Origin of the sequence: Flavobacterium sp. Root935, from assembly GCF_001429295.1 — a bacterium.
Lineage (GTDB): Bacteria > Bacteroidota > Bacteroidia > Flavobacteriales > Flavobacteriaceae > Flavobacterium.
In genome coordinates, this window is record NZ_LMJL01000007.1 from 304 (window position 1) to 16,457 (window position 16,154).

Genomic DNA, 16,154 nt, shown 5'->3' on the forward strand with positions numbered 1-16,154 from the left:
CTTATATTTTTTCCATCTTTTTTGAAAGTTTTCCTTAACACACTGATAACTCTCCATTTACATTATCAGCTTTTTTGAACCATTGTCAGTTTTTTCNCTTACGGTTTGTATTTCCTCAATTTAACCCCAATTTTGCATTCCATTTTTGCATAGTTTTTAGTTTTCAGCACTTTTTTCCGGCACTTTTTACTCGAATGATCTCTCAAATCTACTTCCCGGTCTGCGCTCAGCCTGAAAGATGTTTTTTCTCTTTATATATGTATAAAAAAATAAACCCGACAGGTTTAAGACCTGTCGGGTTGTATGAATACTTTAATTTATAATTTAATCGAAACGAATCGCTTTTACTGGAGATATTTTGGTTATTATGTATGATGGTATTAATAATACCAAAAAACAAATAGCAATAGTTAGTAAATTCAATAAAAGTATATAAATCCAATTTAGATAAACTGGAGCTTGATTTACATAGTAATTTTCAGGATTAAGCTGAATTATTCCAAAGTGCTGCTGGATTAATAAAATTGAAATCCCAATTAAATTTCCCCAGAATAATCCGCGAAGGATTAAATAGAATGCATTGTAAAGAAATATTTTGCGAACTGTCCAATTATTTGCTCCCATCGATTTTAAAATTCCAATCATTTGAGTTCTCTCTAGAATAAGTACTAATAAAGCAACAACCATATTGATTGTAGCAACTAGAATCATTACTGCCAAGATGATTACGATATTGAAATCAAACAACTGAAGCCAATCAAAAATATAACTATACTTTTCTATAATGGTTTTGGTATCTAGATTCGAAGACGTCTGCTCATAAATCTGATCACCTGCAGATTTTATATCGTTAAAGTCTTTTACAAAAACTTCAAATGCTCCAATTTGATCCTCATTCCATTTATTGATTCTCTGAATATGACGAATATCTCCTATTATATATGTTGCATCGAAATCCTGGAACCCCGAATTAAATATGGCCGAAATTTTAAATCGACGACTATTAGGAAGTTTTCCCTGCTCTTCTTTAATAAAGAATGTATTGAATTGATCTCCTACTTTTAAATTTAATCGATCTGCCAGAAATCTAGAAATAATAACATCTTCATTTAGTGCTTTTGAAAAATCAGGCAGTTTTCCTTCTACAATGTATTCATTAATATTATTCCAATCATAATCGGCACCTACTCCTTTAAACACAATTCCTTCAAATGCATTTTCAGTTCGAATAATTCCTGCCTTACTTGCTATTGCCTGAATATGGCTAACTTCTGGAACTGATTTAAAATTTGGATAAAAATCTTGTTTCTTTGAAATTGGAATTATAGTAACTTCAGAATTATTATTATCATAATTAGAAATTATAATCTGTCCGTTAAATGCCGAAACTTTATCACGGATTTTCTTCTGCAATCCTATTCCAGTTGCAACCGAAACAATCATCATAATAATTCCTATTGCAATTGCAGAAATAGCAATTTTTATTATGGGAGCTGAAATACTGCTTTTGTAGTTTTTGGCAGTAATAAGTCTTGTAGCTATAAAATATTCTAAATTCAAATTACAAATGTTTCTTTAATTATTACAACTATTCCTTTTTCAAAAGTACATCTTAAAAAGAGAAAACTAGATTCTCTTGAAAACAATTACCATTTTTTTTAATTCTACTACAACGGAATTTTCTTTTTCATCTCTTCTACTATATTAAATGCTGCTGGACAAATTTCAACGTTTTTTAATGTTAAGTGAGATATTTGATGAAACTTATTTCTATCAGTATGTGGAAATTCTCTACAGGCTTTTGGGCGAACATCATAAATCATACAATAGTTTTCGCTATCCAGAAAAGTACAAGGAACGCTTTGTAAAACATAATCTTTGTCTTCATCAATTCGAAGATATTGCTCAATAAACTGCTGTGGCTTTTGTCTTAAGTGTTTTGAGATACGCTCAATGTCAGCCAAAGTAAATAATGGGCCTGTTGTTTTACAACAATTAGCGCATTTCAAACAATCGGTTCTTTTAAATTCTGCATTGTGCAAATCCTGCATAATGTAATCTAAATTCTTCGGCTGTTTCTTTTTGAGCTTATCGAAATACTTTTTATTCTCGATATGCTTATCTTTGGCTAACTTACTTAAGTTATTTAAAATCTGTTTCAAGTTTAGAATTTAAAGTTGATCTGCAAAATTAAACAACTTTAAACTTGAAACCTTAAACTTTGAAATAAAAACAATGAAAGATCTTTTTGGAAAAGCGATATTTGATTTCTATACCAATAATTCGCCTGAAGATATTATTACAGAAACTTCGATTTCTGAAGAAGATGAAATGAGCGTTGAATATCTTTTTCGCTCTTATAACGAAATGCCTTTAATTGAACAAAAAGCACTGCAACTAGCAAAAGGAAAAACACTCGATGTGGGTTGCGGCGCAGGAAGCCATGCTCTCTCATTACAAAATGAACGTAATCTAGATGTAACTGCTATCGATATTTCGGAAAAAGCAATCGAAACTTGTCTTCTTAGAGGAATTAAAAATGCTAAAGTTGAAAATATTTTAGATTTTGAAGGTGAAAAATTTGACACCATTTTACTTCTAATGAACGGAACTGGAATTTTTGGTAAATTAAAGGACTGTAATAAATATCTAGGAAAATTAAAATCACTTTTAAATTCTGGCGGACAAATTTTAATTGACAGCTCTGATATTATTTATATGTTTGATGAGGATGAAGATGGTGGTAAATGGATTCCTTCTGAAAATGATTATTATGGAGAACTTGTATTTAATCTAAGTTACAAAAACGAAAAAGAACAACCTTTTAATTGGTTATATTTGGATTACAACACACTTCAAAATGCTGCGATTGCTAATGGATTAAATTGTGAGCTGATTCTCGAAGGTGAACATTACGATTATTTAGCTAAACTTTCTATTTAAAAAATAAACCAATTAAAATATGACCGAATTAGATTTAGAAAAATTAAAATATCCGATTGAAAAATTTATAGCTCCTAATGATTACTCTGTAACATATCTTTCAGAAAAAATTGAAGAAATAGAAAGTTTCCCAAAGAGATTAGAAAATGAAACACTTCATTTAACCGACGAACAATTAGACACGCCATATCGTCCAGACGGATGGACAGTGAGACAAGTTATACATCATTGTGCAGAAAGTCATATGAATTGTTACATTCGAATTAAATGGGCTTTAACAGAAAACAATCCAGTGATTAAAGCTTATGATGAAGTTCTTTGGTCTGAATTGAATGACAATCTAACGATGCCAATACAGCCAACACTTGATTTATTGAAAGGACTTCATTTTAGATTAGCTTATATAATGAAAAATTTATCAGAATCTGATTTGGAGAAAACTTTTGTTCATCCTTCAGATAATTCAGAAAATAAAATCAAAAAGATTATCGGATCATATGCTTGGCATGGAAATCATCATTTAGCACATATTACTAGTTTAAAAAAATATAAAAACTGGAATTAACAAAATGTATATCATTTATACATTTGTTTACTTCATGTATACAAAAAAGCCTCTTCAAATAAAGAGGCTTTTTTTGTTATGGTATATTTAAATATTTATGTGTTTGTAATGAAACTCTCCATTTCGGATTATTCATAACATAGTCAACAATAAGAGGAGTCATTTCCTCTTTTTTACTCCATTCTGGCTGAAGGAATAGGATTGCATCATCATTTACTAATTCTGCCTGCTCTTCCGCAAAGATAAAATCGTGCTTATTATAAATAATCACCTTTAATTCATGAGCGTTGTCATACACAGTCTGAGTTGGTAATTTATTCTTTTTCGGAGAAAGACAGATCCAATCCCATGTTCCAGATAATTCAAAAGCGCCTGAAGTTTCTATATGAACTTTTAAGTTTTTTTCTTTTAAGCGTTCTGTCAAAAGCGTCATATCCCAAGATAAAGGCTCACCTCCAGTTACAACAACCGTATCAGCATATTTTGCTGCATTTTCAACAATTAAATCAATACTTGTTGGCGGATGAATTGCTGCATTCCAGCTTTCTTTTACATCACACCAATGACATCCCACATCACATCCTCCAATTCTAATAAAATAAGCAGCTCTGCCTGTATGCGCGCCTTCACCTTGAATGGTATAAAATTCCTCCATCAAAGGAAGCATTGCTCCTTTATTTACTTCTAATTGTATTTCTTTTGGTAACATTTTATTATTTTAAGAATGCAAAGATAGTCAATAATATACGGAACAAAAAAACCGATAGTTTATTGAACTATCGGTTTTCTATTTATTTTGAAAATCTAGATTATTTTAAAGATTTTATTGATTGTGCAGCGTAAGTATTTGCTGGATCTAAAACTAAAGTTTTATTAAAATACTCCAAAGCTTTTACTTTATCAGTATTTGCATAAGCAGCTCCGATTGCATTATAAGCCTCAACGATTTTTTTAGCCGTTGCAGGTTTAGCCACTTCCTCTGCACCTTTTGCTGTAATTTTAGTTACGTATTCTTCATAGTTTTTGATAATCATATCATCTTTGTCTAATGCACTATTGATTCTTCCTTTGTACAAATAAGCCTCATCGTATGTTGGAGACGCTTCAAGAACTTTATCAAACGTAGCATTTGCTTTTTCTAAAGCAACTTTATCACGGCTTTCTAGAGGTTTACCAGCATTACCATAGTAAACAGAAATTCCATAATAAACAGCATCATCCAAATAATTTTTAGATTCTTTATTATTTGCTCCCAGTTCAAAAATAGATGCTGCTTGATTATATTGTTTTTTACCAAACAATTCTTTTCCAAAATCAGCAAATTCCTCAACTACTAAAGGCTCTAATTCAATTGCTTTTTTAATATCAGCTAAACCTGCATCAAACGCAGCTTGATCAATTGTACCATCTGCAGCAGTTCCTTTTTTAATTTTTGCTAACCCTAAATAATAGTAATCTCTTCCAATTACTTTATTTCCTGGAGCTTTAATGAAATCCTCGATAGATTTAATAGCTACATCAACGTTACCATTTTCGTAAGCAGCATATCCTAAATATCTGTAAATTCTAGGATTAACTTTATCTTGTGCAATCATTTTGTTTGCAACAGTTTCTAACTGTTTGTAATCTTTCACTAAGATCAAGAAATCTGCATGACGCATTTTAGAATCTAGAGAATAATCAGTTAAACTTAAATATTTCTCGTAGTTTGTAATTGCATTTTGCAAATTAACTTTAGCAGTAGAAGGTTTGTTTCTTGCCCATTTGTAATATGTTTCAGCAAGTTCTCTATAAACTGGTCCGTAATTAGCATCTAATGCAATAACTTCATTGAAAGATTTAATTGCCTCATCATATGATTTAGCACCTTTTAATAAAACTCCTAACTGCATTTTTGCTCTTAGTAAAGTATTGTCAGCTGTAAAAGCATCACGATAAGCTTTATAAGCATCATTTTGATTATTAGATCCATAATATGCATCACCAATAGCTAAAAGTGCTTGAGCATTTTGAGGATCAACTAGTAAAGCACGTTTTAAAACGTCAACAGCACTTTTATAATCAGGATTATCAGAATTCATGTAAGCTCTAGCGATATAAATAAACTCATTTACATCCTTTTTCTTCATGTCTTTAGTTGCTAAAGCAAAATTAGCCTGAGCTGCAGCTGCATTTTTAGCATCTAAATCTAATTGTCCTAAACCAATGTAGTTTAAGTTTTTCTTATCCGAAGCTTGTAATCCATTATTATAATAGATTTTAGCAGAGTCTACAACAGATTGATTTAAATAAACATTTCCTAAAACAAAATTTGCTTCACCATCTGAAGGTTTAGATTTGATGATTGATTTAAGGATTGTTTTTGCCTTATCAAATTGTTCTGCATCAATCGCTTTTTTTGCTTGGTTGATGTCTTGCGCTGTTGCCGCAGTCGCCGAAGCTACTAATGCAAGACTAAAAATTTTAAATTTATTCATCTTTATCGTAATTAATTTATTCGTTATCTTTTATAATTTCATTCCTTATTTTAAGTTTACGCCCAGGAGTCTTGTATGGCAATAATCCTGACTTCAAAACTATACGTTGACCAATATCTCCGGCTACAAATGAAGCAAATCCCATTCCTAAACCTGAATAGCCTTGACAATTGATAATAAACAAATCACGTGCCAAAGGATATTTCCCTAATGCTAAGTCATCTTGAGTCGGACTATAATATTTATCACTATTTAATCCTTTTACACTTAAAACATTTATTTTCTTGATGACCTCCGTCATATCAGGTGTCGGCTGATACAACCAGTTAACACCAATAACACCCACCATTCCCTCATTCTCAGAAACAAATTTGATTACTTCATTATTTGTTTTAAAAGAAAAAACTCCTGTCTTAGGAACTTCATTAACTTTCGCTAATTCTTTCATATAGCGAACTGTACTTGAATTAGGATTATCAAAAACTAATCCCTTGATTTTAGAATCTGGCTTTCCTTGTATAAAATCGATTACACTTTTCAACGCAATTAGTGTATCATTATTGTTTTTGCTGGAAATAAATGCAATCGCATCGTGCGCAAAAGGTGTGACACGCGGATTAATTTTGCTTTTTTCAAAACGAGCTTTTTCTTCTCTTGTTAAATCTCTGGTCGTTATCGCGACTTTAGCTTTTTGATTCAACAAATCATTTATTACTTCTGCTTCTGACTTTGGTTTAACTGTAATTTTTGCCTCATAGTAAGTGCCTTCAAAAACAGCCACCTGATCGTCTACTATTTGTTTAACTGTTTCATCGACAGCAACATCAAGCGATCCTTTTAAAATGGTTTCTTTTTCAGCTTCACTCTTGTTTTTTTGGTTACACATGGCAAACAAAAAGACAAAAATAATCAAACCTAAAGCCTTACTATATTTCAACATAATTATTCTTCTTTTGAATTAATTAATCTTAAAAATCTTATTCCAGAATATACAATCAATAATCCACCGAAAGCATATCTATATTTTGGCTCCATGTTAAGCGGCAGCTTTTTCCAAAACATAATCATTAAACCGAGTACAAGATAAATTAAAAAAAACAGTATTCCTAAAACAAGAAGAAATCGCTCTTTGAGCGATTTCTTCTGAATATTATTAAGCATATCTTTTAACATTATTCTGCAGATTGAATAGTAATAGGTAGAGAGTATAGTACCCTAACTTTTTTACCATTTTGCTCGCCAGGAGTCCATTTTGGACATTTTTTAAGAACACGAATTGCTTCTGCTCCTGTACCGTAACCGATATCCCTTAAAACTTTAATGTCGGTTAATGAACCGTCTTTTTCAACTACAAACGTAACGTAAACTTTACCTTTAAGACCTTCTTCTTCTGGAGTTTTGTAATTGTTTCCTACGAATTTGTAGAATTTATCAATTCCTCCTGGAAAATCTGGTTTTACTTCGATACCTGCTGTATTATATACAGTGTTATCTTCTTGTACAACCTCTGATACTGGTCCTTTACCAACTGGTTCATCAACAGTTAAAACTGCATCTGGATCTCCTTTGATAGTTTCAGCACCAACTTTTTTGTCTTTCAAATCCACAATTTTTGGTGGATCTTCAGTAACTTCCTCTGCCTTCGCAACCACTGGTTTTACGAATTTCACTTGATCCACTTTTGGTGGAGGTGGCGGAGGTGGTGGTGTATTTGGTTTAATTTCCTCTTTTTTCTTTGGAGGTAATTTTACCGTTGCAATCTTAATATCGTTGTTTACTTCCTCTTCAGAAGAATCAGGTAAGAAACTTGCAATAAGAGGGGCAGCAACTGCGAAGCTAAAAATAAGTGAACCGATCACAAGTGCTTTCACAGTTGTTTTACCGTTCGATTTTCTCAGCTCGTATGCTCCATATATCTTATTACGTCCTTCGAATACGATATCAAGCCACTGATTTTTTATAATATCTAATTTCATATCTCTTGATTTTTAAGTTGATAAAACTTAAGATTGCTCTTATTTTTTATCTATCAATTTCGTTTCCTCTGGTGAAAACTCAGGAACAATAGCATAAGTATCTACTCCTGAAATTGCCATCTCATCCAATATATCAACCAAATTACGGTAATTTGATTTTTTAGTTGGTTTAATGATCACTATGATACCGTTTTTAGGTTTCCCTAAAGCAGCAGAATAAGCTAGAACATTCTTTTTTTGCACTAACAATTCTCTACGGATACCATCTTTACCATAAGTAATATCTTTTGGTCCCACCTTAGGACTTGCTAACAATCCCATGTAATAAACGATTTTATTATCTCCACCTAACATTACTGTCATTGTACGATTCTCGTCTACTTTGGTATCCTTAACGTCTTCATTTTTTGGATCTTTATCTGGCAGAGACAAATCCATCGATTGAGGTTTTGACAACGAAGTAGTCAACATAAAGAATGTGATCAATAAGAATGCCAAATCCACCATCGCCGTTAAATCGACCTTAGAATTCTGCTTTTTACTTCTTACTTTACCACCTTTACCACCACCGCCGTCGCCGGTATTTAATTCAGCCATTTAGTGTATATTTTTTAATTAAAAGTCTTTTCCTCTCGTACCAGTAACTAAGTTAAAGGAATTGATTTTCTGATCTTGTAAAATATCCATAATTTTTTTAATTCTTGGATATTCTTCCTTCGCATCTCCTTTAATAGCAATCTGCAATTCTTTATCATCTAAATCAATTGTAGCTCTTCTAGAGATTAGAAGCCATTCTTTTAATTGATTATCTAATGAATCCAAAGGAATTCCAGGCTGATTTGCTTTGGTTCTGTCCGCCGCTTTCATGTCAATGATTTGCTTTAAACCTGTAACTGGCACACCAAAATCGTCCATTAATGCAAATTTGGCTTTATCTTCTTCAGAGAAAGTAATACCATATTTTGCACCAATTCCTTCAAGAGTTCTTTTACGAACCTCTCTACCTTTGATGTCAAAAAATACTTTTCCTTTTCCTACTGTAATAATCGCCAAATCTGTATCTGGCAATTTAGTTTGTACAGTAGATGCTGGAGTATCTACAGGAAGTGCTTCTGGCACTTTAGCAGTAGCGGTCAAAATAAAGAACGTTAGCAAAAGGAATGCAACATCACACATCGCAGTCATATCTGTCGATGTCGACTTTTTTTTCATTTTTATTTTAGCCATTATCTTTTTATTTTATTTTTTTGATATAAATATCAAAAATTAATTATTGTCTTAAACTTCCTCTGAATTTTCTGTAAGTATTCACGATTGTAGTACCAGCCTCATCGATAGAGTAAGTTAAATCGTCAATTTTAGCAGTAAAGAAGTTGTAAGAAACAATTGCTAAGATAGAAGTAGAGATACCTGTTGCAGTGTTGATAAGTGCCTCAGAGATACCTGTTGCAAGAGCAGCTTGGTCAGGAGTACCAGCAGAAGCTAACGCACCAAACGCTTTAATCATACCAGATACAGTTCCTAATAATCCTCCTAATGTACCTAAAGATACTAAAGTAGAGATAATAGTCATGTTTTTCTCTAACATTGGCATTTCTAATGAAGTTGCCTCTTCGATTTCTTTGTGGATTACTTCTGAAGCTTCTTCGCTGTTGAATCCTTCTTTTTTAACATCTTGGTATTTTACCAAAGCAGATTTAATTGCGTTTGCAACTGAACCTTGTTGTTTGTCACATGAAGCGATAGCAGCTTCGATGTTTCCTTCTTTAATACTACCTTGAACACTTTTCATGAATTTGTCAAGATTAGTTTTTCCAGCAGCTTTACCGATAACAATAAATCTTTCAATAGAAAAAACAACAACCATTAAAAACATACCTAATAATACTGGTACGATGAAACCTCCTTTATATACTTGTCCTAATGTATTGATTGGATGTCCTGTTTCTGGATTACCTCCTTCGAAGTTAGCAGAATCCCCCATGATTACTTTCCAAATAAACACCCCTACTAAGATACACGCTACAATAATGATTCCTGTAATCATTCCTCCCCCATTTGAAGTGCTTTCTTTTTTAACTTTAACGTTTGCCATTTTTTTTAATTTTAATAGTTTTAAATAATTTTTATTTTTTAGTTATATTTAACTTGTAGAGGAGCAAATTTATACGTTTAGTTTAAATAAAAAAACTTTTTTTAATTTTATTGACCGAAATTTAACTTCAATTTAAAAAATATCTCATTAAATTGCCACCATCATTTTTTAGATAAAACAAAAAAAAGGTAGATAATTAGAAAAATTACAACGTTTTAGTAAATATTCAAAGATTCCATTGATATCTTCTTAAAAAGCTGCGAATTTTTTTTTTATTAAATTTTCAATCAAAAAAAGCTTTTTCTTACTAAAAAAAACCACAATAAAAATGCCCAAAAACAAAGCAATACTCATATAACCATCTAAATTACAAATAAAAACATGAATAGAAAAGATAATTTTATTGCTGCTATAAACACAGGGTACTCTTCAAAGGGAGACAGCATCATCCTTGGTGGCGCAATGCTTGACGGTGAGCCACTTGCGGAAGCGCATGTGAAAATTCCATTAAAAACTTTAAATCGCCACGGATTAATTGCTGGTGCAACCGGAACAGGAAAAACTAAAACAATCCAAGTTTTTTCTGAACAGCTTTCGAATGCTGGAATTCCAGTTTTAATGATGGATATTAAAGGTGATTTTAGCGGTATTGCTAAAGAAGGAGAAGAGGAAGGTTTTATTACAGAAAGACATTCAAAAATAAACATACCTTATAATGTAGCTTCATTTCCAGTTGAACTAATGTCGTTGTCTAAACAAAACGGAGTTCGTCTGCGTGCCACGGTTTCTGAATTTGGACCTGTTTTGTTTTCTAGAATATTAGATCTTAATGATACTCAAGCTGGAGTTGTAGCGGTTATATTTAAATATTGTGATGACAACCAAATGCCTTTATTAGATTTAAAAGACATAAAGAAAGTTATCAATTATATCACAGAAGAAGGCAAGGATGAAATTACTGCAAGTTATGGTAAAATTTCAACTGCAACTACTGGAACAATTCTTAGAAAAATTATCGAATTAGAGCAACAAGGAGGTGACATATTTTTTGGCGAATTATCATTTGAAACTGATGATTTAATGAGAATTGATGAGAATGGAAAAGGTTATGTTAATATCATTCGCTTGACGGATATTCAGGACAAACCTAAATTATTTTCTACTTTCATGTTAAGCCTTTTGGCGGAAATTTATCAAAAAATGCCTGAGAAAGGAGATGCAGAACAACCTGAATTAGTGATTTTTATTGACGAAGCACATTTAATTTTCAATGAAGCCAGTAAGGCATTGTTAGAGCAAATTGAAACTATTGTAAAATTAATTCGTTCTAAGGGTGTAGGTGTTTATTTCGTAACTCAGAATCCAATGGATGTTCCTAGCGGCGTTTTAGCTCAATTAGGATTAAAGATTCAGCATGCGCTTAGGGCTTTCACGGCAAATGATCGTCAGGCAATTAAAAAAACAGCGGACAATTACCCAACTTCTGAATTTTATAAAACAGATGAATTACTGACAAGTCTCGGAATTGGAGAAGCTTTGGTTACAGCACTCAACGAAAAAGGTGTTCCAACTCCGCTTGTTGCGACAATGATGCGTGCGCCACAAAGCCGTATGGATATTTTATCTGCTTCTGAAATTGATGAAATAAACAACAAATCGAAATTGGTCAAAAAATATGCTGAAGAAATAGACCGAGAAAGTGCTTACGAACTACTGACCAAGAAAATTGAAAGCGCTAATCAAGCTGCAGCAGAGCAAGAAGAACAAGCACCTACAAGATCTTCAAAAGCAGAACCAAGTACAGCAAGTGTTGTTGGAAAATCGGTTTTAAAAGTTGTAACAAGCGCTACTTTTATTAGAGGTGTTTTTGGAGTTTTAACCAAAATCTTTAAGAAATAAACAATACCACAATGTCAAAAAACAAATATCAATTACAATATTGAAAATTGTAATTGATATTGACATTGTTGTTAAAATTATTTAGATAACAATTCAAGAATTTTATTTTCGACTTCGGTAGAATTCCAGATATTTTCGATGTTATCCAGCTTTAAAACTTCTTCCATAATTCCGTTTTGGAAATCTCCAATCGCCAAAGCTTCTGCGTACGGACGATCACTAAAAGTTACACGGCTGTAAAGCGGAATCCATTTATCTGGATGTTTATCTGAAAAGACTTTTTCTATTTTCTTTTGCAATAAGAATTTTTCATCTGCCGTTTTTGTGCTCATTTCCATGAAATTTCGGTATGAAAGTTCTGCAATTGCATCGGCATTTGGTTTACGGGAAATTTGATATTCGGTAAAGATCTTTTTCCAGTCGTCTCCAAATTTCTCTATCATTTCATTTAAAACCGTAATATCTTCAAAACCTGCGTTCATTCCTTGTCCGTAAAATGGAACAATTGCGTGGCAGGCATCTCCGATCAAAGCAATTTTATCTTCGTAAGTCCACGGAAAACATTTCATGGTCACCAAAGTACTGGTTGGATTTTTAAAGAAATCATTGGCCAGTTCTGGAATTACTTCAATAGAATCTGGGAAATTTTTCTCAAAAAAATCTTCTACCATTTTTCGATCGACAAGTGATTCAAAAGAATTTTGACCTTCAAAAGGCATAAATAAAGTACAGGTAAAACTTCCGTCAAGATTAGGAAGCGCAATTAACATGTACTCACCTCTCGGCCAAATATGAAAAGAATTTTTATCTAATTTATGTGTTCCGTCTGCATTTGCGGGAATGTTCAATTCTTTGTAACCCATGTTTAAAAATTCCTGAGAATAATTAAACATACTCTGACGCTGCATTCTGTGGCGGATTCTTGAAAAAGCACCATCTGCACCAAAAACCATATCAAACTTTCGTTCTTCCCACTCTCCTCTTTCACTTTCGCCAATATGTAGGGTTGCGTCGCTTAAAGTAACATCCCAGACTTTCTGCTCAAAATGAAATTCGGCTCCAGCTTCTTCAGCAAGATCAATCATTTTTCGGTTTAGCTTTCCTCTGGAAATTGAGTATATAGATTCGCCTTCTTGTCCGTAATTCTGAAAATTCAGTTTGTCTACTAGATGAATTGCACGTTTGTCCATCGGAATTGCAATTTCTCTTACCGAATCTCCAACTCCAACTGCATCGAGCGCTTTCCAGCCTCTGTTAGACATTGCCAGATTAATAGAGCGACCAGAAAAATTAATTTTTCGAATATCAGGACTACGATCATAAACATGAACGGTGTGACCAGCTTTTTTAAGATAAATTGCCAGCAGTGATCCTACAAGTCCAGAACCTACAACTGCAATTTTTAGTGAAGTTTGCATCAGGGAAAATCTAATATATAAGAACGTAAAAATAAGTAATAATTACACATAAGCTTTAAAATAAACCAAATATTTGCCCATCAAGTCTAATATTTACTTGGGCATGTCCCTTCGGGTCGGGCTTTCGGCTATATCTTTTATTCCGTTTCTCTTCATAAAAGGATACCGCCTCTATCCCTCATGCGGCATCTATTTTCATAACTAAATCATGTATAATATATTTTATAGATTTCAAATGTCAATAAAAATCTTAATTAAAAATACTACTTTAGTATAATTAGAATTATTAAACAAAATATTGGCAAATCGAAAAAAAATGAACCTCTACTCAGAACATTACGTAACTCAAAAAACGGAAAGGTTCGTTAATAAAATTTGGTGTCTGGACAACAGCATCGGCGAAGACCTGATCGAAAACAAACTCGTTTTACCAAACGGCTGTTTTAATCTCGCCATTGTAAGCGGAAATGCGATAGAAGTTCATACGAGTAAAAAGAAATACGAGATGAACGAAGGCATTTACTTTTGTTCGCAAATGACCAATAAAGTTTTGGTCAATATCCAGCACAAAACTAAAGTTACAATTATACAGTTTCATGGCTGGACGCTTTCGATGTTTCCGAAATATGATTTAGGCGATTTTACAGATTCTATTGTTCATATTAATGGCGAAGAATTACCTTTTAAAATTCATACTTATTTAGATATTAAAACTTTGCTAGATACAATTAATGTATATTTTGAAGAATTGACTTTTTCAAATCCAGACAAAGATCTAGTTGAAAAAATATGTGAAATCATTAAACTTAATAACGAAGAAATTTCGGTTTCGGAAATTAGCAAAACATTAAATTTATCACAGCGATTACTGCAAATCAAGTTTAAGACCGCAACTGGACTTACAATTAAAAAATACATCCAGATTTTGAAGTTCAGAAAATCGGTTGACCAAATGGTGAATTCTGATTTAGAAAAATTAAAACTAACTGATGTCGCGCTTTACAATAAATATTTTGACCAGTCGCATTTTATAAAAAAGTTTAAAGATGTGACCAAAACGACTCCAAAAACGTTCGATCCCGATTCGTATTTTCTTTCTCAAAAAAGATAAGTATTCGCATTTATACAATTTTGCAAATAATGATTGACTTACTTTTGCAAAATCAATCATCATTCATCAATCAAAATGAAAATCAATAACACTTTTTTTCAACTAAAAACTTTTTTAGTTGGGATACTTCTCATCCAAATTCAAATCGCATTCTCGCAGGAAGAAAAAAGCTCGGCTTTGTACAAGACCATTATGTCAAAAGACAGTCTTCTTTTTAATATTGGCTTTAATACTTGCGACATTAAACAATTTGAGAACTTATACACGGACGATTTTGAGTTTTTTCACGACAAAGACAGTATTTCGGACAAGGCGCTATTTTTAAAAAACTTAAAAAATGGAATTTGTGCAACGCCCAGAAAATACAATTACCGCAGAGAATTAGTTGATGGAAGTACTGAAATTTATCCGCTTTACAAAAAAGGCGTTTTGTATGGCGCCATACAAATGGGCACGCATCGATTTTTTGAAAGCACTGCTGAAAAACCCGAAGAAGCAGGAAGCTTTGCCAAGTTTACTCATCTTTGGCTTTTAAAAAATAAAGAATGGAAATTAGCCCGATCTCTGAGTTACAATCATCAAATGACGAGTTCTACAGTTAATAAAGCAGGCCTTTTTGACAATGTTGAAGAAACAGAAAAATGGCTTAAAGAAAATAATGTTCCAACTTTAGGAATCGGCATTATTACGGATGGTAAACTAAAACAGGTAAAAGTTTTTGGCGAACTTCAAAAAGGTGTTTCGGCACCTTACAATACGATTTGGAATGTCGCATCTTTAACTAAACCGGTTACGGCTGTTGTAACTTTAAATTTAGTAAGTTCTGGAAAATGGGATTTAGATGAACCTCTTTATAAATATTGGACAGATCCAGATATTGCAAAAGATCCCTATTTAAAATTATTGACGACTAGAATTGTTTTAAGTCATCAGACTGGTTTTCCGAATTGGAGGTCTTTTAATGATTCTAACAAACTGGATTTTAAATTTAAACCTGGAACTCAATATCAATATTCTGGAGAAGGTTTTGAGTATTTACGAAAAGCCTTGGAGAAAAAATTTCACAAAACATTAGATCAGCTGGCTTCAGAATTAATTTTTGAACCGCTGAAAATGACTGATTCTCAATTAGTATGGAATGACAAAATTGATCTTTTGAGATATGCTACTAATTATGACAACAAAGGAAATGCCTATGAACCAACAAAAAATAAAACTGCCAGTGCCGCAGACGATTTACTAACAACTATTGAAGATTACGGAACATTTTTGTGCAGCGTTATGAAAGGTGACGGTTTAAGCAAAAAAGTTTTTGAAGAAATGAAATCACATCAGGTTTCAACAAAAAAAGACAAATACTTTGGTCTGGGTTTTGAAATTTATGATTTAGGAAATGAAAACTATGCTTTATCGCATGGTGGTGCAGACAAAGGTGTTCAGACTATTTTTTTACTGTTGCCAAAAACAAAACAAGGATTAGTAATTTTTACCAATGTTGATGACGGCTATAAAATTTATGAAGATATCGTTGTGCATTACCTAGGAAAAAATGGAAGAAAAATAGTCGATATCGAAACGAAATAAAGCCAATATAGACCTTATAAAGAGTAGTTTTTAGTCTATGCTCGAATTCGTTTTTTAAATTAAATGAAAAAAAATTGATTGATTGT

The 16,154-nt window shown here is 32.4% G+C and carries 16 protein-coding genes; 5 read left to right on the plus strand and 11 right to left on the minus strand.

What is annotated here, in order from left to right:
• Positions 1-324: 324 nt before the first annotated feature.
• Positions 325-1,560, minus strand: a complete 1,236-nt coding sequence (locus tag ASE40_RS01530) for an ABC transporter permease (RefSeq protein WP_057115049.1) — start codon at positions 1,558-1,560, stop codon at positions 325-327.
• A 107-nt stretch (positions 1,561-1,667) separates the two neighbouring features.
• A complete protein-coding gene (locus ASE40_RS01535; RefSeq protein ID WP_057115050.1) occupies positions 1,668-2,162 on the minus strand; it encodes a YkgJ family cysteine cluster protein in 495 nt (164 codons plus the stop codon).
• Between the two features lie 73 nt (positions 2,163-2,235).
• Here ASE40_RS01535 and ASE40_RS01540 point away from each other — a divergent pair, with 73 nt between their 5' ends.
• Positions 2,236-2,943, plus strand: a complete 708-nt coding sequence (locus tag ASE40_RS01540) for a class I SAM-dependent methyltransferase (protein WP_057115051.1) — start codon at positions 2,236-2,238, stop codon at positions 2,941-2,943.
• 19 nt (positions 2,944-2,962) lie between these two features.
• Positions 2,963-3,508, plus strand: a complete 546-nt coding sequence (locus ASE40_RS01545; RefSeq protein ID WP_057115052.1) for a YfiT family bacillithiol transferase — start codon at positions 2,963-2,965, stop codon at positions 3,506-3,508.
• Positions 3,509-3,584: 76 nt separating this feature from the next.
• Here the strand turns inward: ASE40_RS01545 and ASE40_RS01550 are convergent, their stop codons facing one another.
• From ASE40_RS01550 to ASE40_RS01585, 8 genes are all read right to left on the minus strand, one after another.
• The gene (locus ASE40_RS01550; protein WP_057115053.1) at positions 3,585-4,217 is read right to left on the minus strand and encodes a 7-carboxy-7-deazaguanine synthase QueE; all 633 of its coding nucleotides are present in this window, start codon (positions 4,215-4,217) and stop codon (positions 3,585-3,587) included.
• Between the two features lie 100 nt (positions 4,218-4,317).
• Positions 4,318-5,985 carry a tetratricopeptide repeat protein gene (locus tag ASE40_RS01555; RefSeq protein WP_057115054.1) on the minus strand — a complete coding sequence of 556 codons (1,668 nt, stop codon included), beginning with the start codon at positions 5,983-5,985 and terminating at the stop codon, positions 4,318-4,320.
• A 16-nt stretch (positions 5,986-6,001) separates the two neighbouring features.
• Positions 6,002-6,925 carry a PstS family phosphate ABC transporter substrate-binding protein gene (locus ASE40_RS01560; protein ID WP_057115055.1) on the minus strand — a complete coding sequence of 308 codons (924 nt, stop codon included), beginning with the start codon at positions 6,923-6,925 and terminating at the stop codon, positions 6,002-6,004.
• A gap of 2 nt (positions 6,926-6,927) precedes the next feature.
• Positions 6,928-7,158, minus strand: a complete 231-nt coding sequence (locus ASE40_RS01565; RefSeq protein ID WP_057115056.1) for a hypothetical protein — start codon at positions 7,156-7,158, stop codon at positions 6,928-6,930.
• Positions 7,158-7,961: an energy transducer TonB gene (locus tag ASE40_RS01570; RefSeq protein WP_057115057.1), complete on the minus strand. Its 804-nt coding sequence runs from the start codon at positions 7,959-7,961 to the stop codon at positions 7,158-7,160. Before ASE40_RS01570 ends, ASE40_RS01565 begins: the two co-directional genes overlap by 1 nt.
• 39 nt (positions 7,962-8,000) lie before the next feature.
• Complete coding sequence (locus tag ASE40_RS01575; RefSeq protein ID WP_057115058.1) at positions 8,001-8,558, minus strand: ExbD/TolR family protein; 558 nt, start codon at positions 8,556-8,558, stop codon at positions 8,001-8,003.
• Positions 8,559-8,576: 18 nt separating this feature from the next.
• Positions 8,577-9,188, minus strand: coding sequence for an ExbD/TolR family protein (locus ASE40_RS01580; protein ID WP_057115059.1), 612 nt, complete (start codon positions 9,186-9,188; stop codon positions 8,577-8,579).
• Between the two features lie 43 nt (positions 9,189-9,231).
• Positions 9,232-10,056, minus strand: a complete 825-nt coding sequence (locus ASE40_RS01585; protein WP_008464979.1) for a MotA/TolQ/ExbB proton channel family protein — start codon at positions 10,054-10,056, stop codon at positions 9,232-9,234.
• Positions 10,057-10,437: 381 nt separating this feature from the next.
• Here ASE40_RS01585 and ASE40_RS01590 point away from each other — a divergent pair, with 381 nt between their 5' ends.
• Positions 10,438-11,955 (plus strand): helicase HerA-like domain-containing protein, encoded by a 1,518-nt coding sequence (locus tag ASE40_RS01590; RefSeq protein WP_057115060.1) that lies wholly within the window; start codon positions 10,438-10,440, stop codon positions 11,953-11,955.
• A 77-nt stretch (positions 11,956-12,032) separates the two neighbouring features.
• Here the strand turns inward: ASE40_RS01590 and ASE40_RS01595 are convergent, their stop codons facing one another.
• Positions 12,033-13,373 (minus strand): FAD-dependent oxidoreductase, encoded by a 1,341-nt coding sequence (locus tag ASE40_RS01595; protein WP_057115061.1) that lies wholly within the window; start codon positions 13,371-13,373, stop codon positions 12,033-12,035.
• A 316-nt stretch (positions 13,374-13,689) separates the two neighbouring features.
• Here ASE40_RS01595 and ASE40_RS01600 point away from each other — a divergent pair, with 316 nt between their 5' ends.
• Both ASE40_RS01600 and ASE40_RS01605 read left to right on the plus strand, forming a co-directional pair.
• The gene (locus ASE40_RS01600; RefSeq protein WP_057115062.1) at positions 13,690-14,484 is read left to right on the plus strand and encodes a helix-turn-helix domain-containing protein; all 795 of its coding nucleotides are present in this window, start codon (positions 13,690-13,692) and stop codon (positions 14,482-14,484) included.
• Positions 14,485-14,559: 75 nt separating this feature from the next.
• Positions 14,560-16,068, plus strand: coding sequence for a serine hydrolase (locus ASE40_RS01605; RefSeq protein ID WP_057115063.1), 1,509 nt, complete (start codon positions 14,560-14,562; stop codon positions 16,066-16,068).
• Positions 16,069-16,154: the final 86 nt, after the last annotated feature.